The following is a 5,943-nucleotide window of genomic DNA, read 5'->3' on the forward strand; positions in this document are numbered from 1 at the left end:
CCGCCGCATCGATATGAAGGCCGGGCGTGCCGGGCGCGGCGCCCTCGGTGTCGTGGTCATGGACATGGACGCGGGCGCGTCCGCCCTCGATCTCGACCTGTTGCACGACGCCGCCGGAAACCGTGACGGTCACGGCGACGGGCTCACCGCGCTCCGAGAAGCGCGGCGGCACAGGGAGCGAGGAGGCAAACTCCCGCCATGGATCGGCATCGTCGCCTTCGGCAACGGCATCGATGAAGGTCGGGCCGCAATCGTCGAGTGGCTTCCAGCCGTCGCTCTCATTGGCGGTGACGATGGCCCTCTCCAGTGCCTCCGCGAGCGTGTCGGCCTCGACCGCCACGATATTGGCGTAATAGGCGGCAAAGCCGCATTGCACCGTCCATTTCTTCATGGGTGTCTCCTTCAGAACAGACTCAGCTGGTTGCGGGCGTCCTCGTCGAAGAGGCCGATGTTCAAGGGCTTCTGGGCTTTGCGCGGGCGCAGCGGCGCGGCCATGAAGGCCGCCAGCCGGTCGCGCTCGCGGATCGGCGCGACGCCCGGCATGAGGCACTGCTCGCCTTCGGGCGTCTTTTCGGAGTCGAGAGGCGGGTGCTCGCTCATGCCGCCCTCCCCGCGCCCGTCTCTGTGCCCTCCGCGCGGAAGGCCAGCAGGAAATCCGCCGCCTTGGAGGCGAGGCTCGCGGCGCGGAAGATGGCACGCTCATCGTCGCGCAACAGGTCGAGCCATGAGGCGATATAGTCCGCATGGCGCACCGTCGGCACGATGCCGAGCGCGGCGCAGACAAAGGCGCTCGCCATTTCGGCGACGAATTCCTCCGCCGCATAGGCGCGCGAGCCAAAACGCCCGGAAAGATCGCGCGCCAGCCGCGAGGGGTGGCCGGCCCAGTGGCCGAGTTCATGGAAACAGGTGCGGTAATAATTGACCGGCTCGTGAAAGGCCGTTTGCGGCGGCACCTCGATGCGGTCGAGGCTCGGCACATAAAGGGCCATCGCGCCGCCCACATGGAATGCCGCGCCGGTCGCGGCGATCAGCGCCTCGGCGGCGGGCACGGTCTCGCATTCCGGCAGTATGGCGGGCGGTGCAAGCAGCTCGCCCGGCAGGCCATCGCATTGCGCGACATTGAAAACGGTGAAGCGCTTGAGAAAGGGAACGCTCCGGGCCTCCTCACCCTCCGCCGCCGCGCGTTCCCGTTCCGCCTTGGGCGTGAAGCGGTCGGCATAAACGAGGGCCACGCCCTTCTCGCCCTTGCGGACATGGCCGCCAAGCGAAAGCGCTTGCCGGAAGGTGAGCCAGTTCTGGGCGGCGAAACCCCGTTCGATGACGGCGCTCCAGAGGATCAGAATATTGATCCCCGAATAGGCATTCCCCGTCGCCGCATTGCGCGGCAGACCGAGCCCCGCTTTCGCTTCGTCCCAGGGCTGCACCCAAGGCACCCGGCCCGCTTCCAGTTCCGCGACGATTTTTGCCGTCACATCGGCATAAAGCTGCGGCCCCGCCTGCTTCCCGGTCTGACGATTATGTTCTCCGCGCATCGGCCAGCTCCCGTCAAATCCCGCCGCGTCTCTCCCGGAAGCGGGATGGGCGGCGAAAAGCGACCGGAAGGCCCGCCGTCAGAGGCGGGACGCACCGAAGGCCGGAACGAAGTGGAGGACCCGGAGCGCAAGCGGAGGGTTGCGGCCTGCCGCGGCGGGCCTAGAAGGGAGCGCCGCCCATCCCGCGTGACGGGGAGACGCTTCAAACAAAGACGCCGCGCGAAAGCGCGGCGGCCTTAACCCTTGGGCTTGTAGAGTTCCTTGAGAACGTCACCGGGATCGTCGCCAAGCGCCTGCACGACGTCGACGAATTCGATGATGTCGAGACGGCGTTCGCCGCCTTCATATTTGGCGACAAAGGATTGGGTACGCTTGAGCCGCGCGGCGACATCCGCCTGCGTCAGGCCCTTCGCCTTGCGAAGCTTGATCAGCAACGCCAGCAGCTTGCGTTGACGCGGCGTGCGAAGGGTCTTGGACATTCGGCCGAACCGGCTTGAGACAAAACGGTTCGACCAAATAATCCCAGTTTCGGATTATCCCATTTTAGGATATTTTGATGCGGTGCGAACTTGACTGATGGGACGAGATCGCCCTTCGCCACATCCGAAAAACAAGGTGATCGAGTCTCAGCCCGATCTGTCCGGACGCAGGAGATCGAGATGACTGACACCCAACGCGGTCGCGAGTTCATAAAGCGTCACGACGGTTGGATTGCGGCGGCCTTGTTCGAGCCCGCTGATGTATTGCTGGCTGAAACCGGAAATCTCGGCGAACTGTTCTTGGGTCAGACCCTTTTTGAGCCTGATCCGCCTGACATTGTCGCCGACCGTCTTGCGCATATCCATGCGCCAAGGTCAGCGGATTACATACTTTAAGTTTATCAACTATAGTATGTTATTCGGATGGCACGGAACCATGAGCGGAGCGGGACATGCCTAAGCCGGAACTCAATCCAGAGATCGTCGAGGACGTCCCTTGGTCGGAGACAATCACCGACTATGACGAGCGTCATCTGATCGTTTATCTGCGGTTGCTCGACGCCGTCGCAGCCGGCGCGTCGGATGAGGCGATGTCGAGGATCGTTCTGGGTATCGACCCCGCGCGAGAGGCCGAGCGATCCCGCAACGCCCTGGCGAGCCACTTGCGCCGTGCCAGATGGATGTCGGATAATGGTTACCGTCATCTTCTCACTACCGGGGCGCACTGAGCTCCCTCATCGCAACAATTTTAGATAACCGCCATTCATCAGGTCGCGGCCGCGTCTAATGGCGCGGCGCACTTGGTCGCAGAGATGGTTCCGCGGATCGCGCCAGTCAGCCTCGACACGCTCCGCACCGAACAGCGCAACCGCGACCTCGCGCTGGGATGCTCCAGCGAGATAGCCGTCCAGCGCCTGCAGAACTCGGGAGAGGCGTCGAGCGCCAAGGTCCGGCGGATAAAATTTCGTTCGTAGCGTCTCGGTGCACACAAGGTCGTTCAGCCGCCTGAAGCCGCGCCATCTTGTCTCCGAATAGGGCGTCATGGGCAAGACGTTCGCAAGCACCTGCACCGGGCGCGTAAGGCATTCGCCAGTAACAGACAGTTGCAGGAACCGGCCCTGGTCGGCGCACAGAAGATGTTGAATGTCTTCTCCGGGGATGAGGACATTGCGGCATCGCAGGCGGCTTAAATTCAGAAACCGGCCCGACACGTGACCGACATTCTGGCTCGCAACGACCGGAAGAACACTCGGGCAGAACTCCGGCATCCAGAAAATATTCGCCTCGCGCGCGTCGCGATCGGGCGTTTCGAAAAGGAGCAAGCCCCATTCCCGTGCCTCGGACATTTGGTCGCCGGCGGACCAGGTCTCATCGGGCGGGCTGCCATCCGGCGGCCACGTCACGCCAAGATTTGCAGCCGCGCTCCTGTAGGCGCGATTGCGGCGCAAAAATTCCCACGCAAGCCCATGCGCCGACAAGGCCTGAAGCCACTCATATTGCTCTGTGTTTTGCCATTTCATGGGACCGGTTCGAAAAGGAGATAAGTCGCCGGAGCCTTCTATTCCGGTTCGGATATGGTCAATGGACCGCTCATCTGGTGAGGACGATCCATATCTGCGCGAGTGACATGGGGTTCGGGTCTTTGACCGTCGCGAAGGCATTGCGCGCCGGGGTCCGGGACGGGGACACCGTTCCAGAACACCGTGCCGTCGAAGTCGAGTTCGAGATCGACGACCTGCGGCTCCGTCTCGGGCGGCGGGGCTGACAGGTTCTGCGGCATGTCGAGCTTCACCGCATGGGTCTGGATCGGGATGGTGATGATCAGCATGATCAGCAGCACCAGCATGACGTCGATCAGGGGCGTCGTGTTGACCTCCATCATCACGTCGTCTTCCTTGCCGTCGCCGACATTCATGGCCATGGGTTCACTCCTGCTGCGCCGCGCCGGAGACGGGCTCGGTGATGAAGGCGACCTTCTGGATGCCGTCGCGCTGACAGGTGACAGTCACCCGGCCGATGAACTCGAAGCCCGTATTCCGGTCGCCCCGGACATGGACTTCCGGTTGCGGCTCCAGCACCGCCACTTCCTTGATCCGGTCCAAAAGTTCGCGATTGTCCGCCATCTTCTCTTTGTTCCAGAAGACGGCGCCTTCGCCGTCGACCGCCGCACGATGTTCTCCGGCCACGCCTGGGGGACGACAAGCACCTCACCATGATCGAAACCCAGTTCGGCAATATCGATCAACAGCTCAAGCGCTATTCGCGGGCGGCTTGAGCCTGAAGGGTTGGTGGACTGACATAAAAAAAGGGACGCATCCTAGATGGTCCGTCAAAGTCCCAGAACGGCCTTTGCGATGACATTGCGCTGGATTTCGTTCGAGCCGCCATAAATCGAAGCGGCGCGACCGAAATTATAGGCACTTGTCACGCTCACCGCATAGGCGGGCCCGACGGGCGCTTCATTGGCGATTCCCATCAAATGTTCCCTCTGGAACGGCATGGCGTAGAAGGCGGCTGCTTCGACGGCAAGCTCCGACAACGCCTGCTGAACTTCGGTCCCGACAATCTTCAAGGTCGAAGAAGAGGGGCCCGCAGGGCGGCCCGCCACCTCATCCGCGACGATCCGCAGATTGGTATATTCGAGCCCCGTAAGCTTTACCTCGATTTCGGAGAGCTTCGTCATGAATGCCAGATCGTCCGCCAGCGCCGTGCCATCGCCAAGCCTTTCCTGTCTGGCGATTTTTCTGAGGTGCGCGATCTTGCGCTTGGACTCGGGAACACCCGCAATGCCGGTGCGCTCATTGACGAGCAGGAACTTGGCGTAGGTCCAGCCCTTGTTTTCATCGCCGATGCGGTTCGTCACCGGCACCTTGACGTCAGTGAAAAAAACTTCGTTCAAGTGATGCAGGCCATCGATGGAAATGATGGGCTTCACCTCGATGCCGGGCGTCTTCATGTCGATCAGAAGGAACGAGATACCTTCCTGCGGTTTAGCGGTCTCATCCGTTCGCACGAGACAGAATATCCAATCGGCTTCGTGGGCGTACGACGTCCAGATTTTCTCGCCGTTGACGATGTAATGGTCGCCCTGACGCACGGCCCTGGTCCTCAGCGAGGCGAGGTCCGATCCGGATCCTGGCTCCGAATAGCCTTGGCACCACCAAACATCTCCCGACAATATACCCGGCAAATGCTGCTTCTTTTGTTCTTCGTTGCCGAAAGTGTAAATCACCGGCCCGACCATCGACAGACCGAAAGGCGACAGACGCGGCGCGTTAGCGGCGGCCATCTCCTCGTTGAAAATATGCTTCTGCATCGGCGTCCATCCAGTGCCGCCATACTGCCTGGGCCAATTGACCGCTACCCAGCCTTTCTCGTGGAGGTCCTTCTGCCAGCGCCTGAGCGCCCCGCGCTCGCCAGACGCGCCCACTGTCTCTCTCTCCGCGAGCTCCCTGGGGAGTTTTTCCGAAATGAACCGGCGGACTTCCGCGCGAAAGGCATCGTCCTCTTTCGTAAGCTCGATATCCATCTGCTGACCTTTCGCGGCGACGATCCGGGTGATTGTATTTTTATTATAATGAATTTCTCCGGGCGGGCAAAAGACCGAATTGTCCGCCTCTTTCAAAAAATTCCGTCGAAAGGTTGGCCGCGATAAATCCGCCTCTCTCCCCATTGCCGGGCCGATGCGAATATTACCGCGCCGTGAGTCGCGGCAACACACATCGACAACCGTATCCATGCTTCCCGATACCCGGGTCGGGGTCTAGGCAGCCCAGCCCTGCAAGTGCGCCGCTTCGAGACGAACCAGCTCCGGCCCGCCCAACAGCTGCCGATCGAAACCAATACGCTTGAACCAGTAATGCAGGCCAAGCAGATCGGTGAAGCCCATGCCGCCATGAACCTCTGTCGCGGTGCGCGCGACGAAGCGGCCC

Annotated in this window: 10 protein-coding genes; 1 reads left to right on the forward strand and 9 read right to left on the reverse strand. The window is 61.6% G+C overall.

All coding sequences use genetic code 11. The features are described from left to right. The 5 genes from CMI59_RS05610 to CMI59_RS05630 form a co-directional block, all read right to left on the reverse strand. Nucleotides 1-391, reverse strand: a 391-nt coding sequence (locus tag CMI59_RS05610) for a hypothetical protein (protein WP_293325852.1), incomplete at its 3' end; no start/stop codon positions are given. Nucleotides 392-402: 11 nt separating this feature from the next. After that, nucleotides 403-600 (reverse strand): hypothetical protein, encoded by a 198-nt coding sequence (locus tag CMI59_RS05615; RefSeq protein WP_290891737.1) that lies wholly within the window; start codon nucleotides 598-600, stop codon nucleotides 403-405. Next, the gene (locus CMI59_RS05620; protein WP_293325856.1) at nucleotides 597-1,532 is read right to left on the reverse strand and encodes a zincin-like metallopeptidase domain-containing protein; all 936 of its coding nucleotides are present in this window, start codon (nucleotides 1,530-1,532) and stop codon (nucleotides 597-599) included. Before CMI59_RS05620 ends, CMI59_RS05615 begins: the two co-directional genes overlap by 4 nt. A 236-nt stretch (nucleotides 1,533-1,768) precedes the next feature. Then, a complete protein-coding gene (locus CMI59_RS05625) occupies nucleotides 1,769-2,011 on the reverse strand; it encodes a helix-turn-helix transcriptional regulator (protein WP_012110723.1) in 243 nt (80 codons plus the stop codon). A gap of 147 nt (nucleotides 2,012-2,158) precedes the next feature. Then, nucleotides 2,159-2,377: a helix-turn-helix transcriptional regulator gene (locus CMI59_RS05630; RefSeq protein WP_290891735.1), complete on the reverse strand. Its 219-nt coding sequence runs from the start codon at nucleotides 2,375-2,377 to the stop codon at nucleotides 2,159-2,161. 86 nt (nucleotides 2,378-2,463) lie between these two features. Between CMI59_RS05630 and CMI59_RS05635 the strand changes: the two genes are divergently transcribed. Further along, nucleotides 2,464-2,739 (forward strand): DUF2285 domain-containing protein, encoded by a 276-nt coding sequence (locus tag CMI59_RS05635; RefSeq protein WP_290891734.1) that lies wholly within the window; start codon nucleotides 2,464-2,466, stop codon nucleotides 2,737-2,739. A gap of 6 nt (nucleotides 2,740-2,745) precedes the next feature. On the opposite strand, the gene CMI59_RS05640 is transcribed toward CMI59_RS05635, so the two are convergent. The 4 genes from CMI59_RS05640 to CMI59_RS05655 all read right to left on the reverse strand — a co-directional run bounded on the left by CMI59_RS05640 (nucleotide 2,746) and on the right by CMI59_RS05655 (nucleotide 5,540). After that, a complete protein-coding gene (locus CMI59_RS05640) occupies nucleotides 2,746-3,531 on the reverse strand; it encodes a DUF2285 domain-containing protein (RefSeq protein WP_293325860.1) in 786 nt (261 codons plus the stop codon). A gap of 38 nt (nucleotides 3,532-3,569) precedes the next feature. Continuing rightward, the gene (locus CMI59_RS05645; RefSeq protein WP_012110719.1) at nucleotides 3,570-3,932 is read right to left on the reverse strand and encodes a biopolymer transporter ExbD; all 363 of its coding nucleotides are present in this window, start codon (nucleotides 3,930-3,932) and stop codon (nucleotides 3,570-3,572) included. Between the two features lie 4 nt (nucleotides 3,933-3,936). Then, the gene (locus tag CMI59_RS05650) at nucleotides 3,937-4,197 is read right to left on the reverse strand and encodes a biopolymer transporter ExbD (RefSeq protein WP_293325866.1); all 261 of its coding nucleotides are present in this window, start codon (nucleotides 4,195-4,197) and stop codon (nucleotides 3,937-3,939) included. A gap of 143 nt (nucleotides 4,198-4,340) precedes the next feature. Then, nucleotides 4,341-5,540 (reverse strand): acyl-CoA dehydrogenase family protein, encoded by a 1,200-nt coding sequence (locus CMI59_RS05655; protein WP_293325869.1) that lies wholly within the window; start codon nucleotides 5,538-5,540, stop codon nucleotides 4,341-4,343. Between the last annotated feature and the right edge of the window lie 403 nt (nucleotides 5,541-5,943).

The sequence above is a fragment of the Parvibaculum sp. genome (genome assembly GCF_002684405.1).
In the GTDB taxonomy this organism is placed as follows: domain Bacteria; phylum Pseudomonadota; class Alphaproteobacteria; order Parvibaculales; family Parvibaculaceae; genus Parvibaculum.

Excerpts from the sequence above, each read along its gene's own strand:
- CMI59_RS05615 (WP_290891737.1), bottom strand. The coding sequence starts at position 600 with ATGAGCGAGCACCCGCCTCTCGACTCCGAAAAGACGCCCGAAGGCGAG.
- CMI59_RS05620 (WP_293325856.1), bottom strand. The coding sequence starts at position 1,532 with ATGCGCGGAGAACATAATCGTCAGACCGGGAAGCAGGCGGGGCCGCAG.
- CMI59_RS05625 (WP_012110723.1), bottom strand. The coding sequence starts at position 2,011 with ATGTCCAAGACCCTTCGCACGCCGCGTCAACGCAAGCTGCTGGCGTTG.
- CMI59_RS05630 (WP_290891735.1), bottom strand. The coding sequence starts at position 2,377 with ATGGATATGCGCAAGACGGTCGGCGACAATGTCAGGCGGATCAGGCTC.
- CMI59_RS05635 (WP_290891734.1), top strand. The coding sequence starts at position 2,464 with ATGCCTAAGCCGGAACTCAATCCAGAGATCGTCGAGGACGTCCCTTGG.
- CMI59_RS05640 (WP_293325860.1), bottom strand. The coding sequence starts at position 3,531 with ATGAAATGGCAAAACACAGAGCAATATGAGTGGCTTCAGGCCTTGTCG.
- CMI59_RS05645 (WP_012110719.1), bottom strand. The coding sequence starts at position 3,932 with ATGGCCATGAATGTCGGCGACGGCAAGGAAGACGACGTGATGATGGAG.
- CMI59_RS05655 (WP_293325869.1), bottom strand. The coding sequence starts at position 5,540 with ATGGATATCGAGCTTACGAAAGAGGACGATGCCTTTCGCGCGGAAGTC.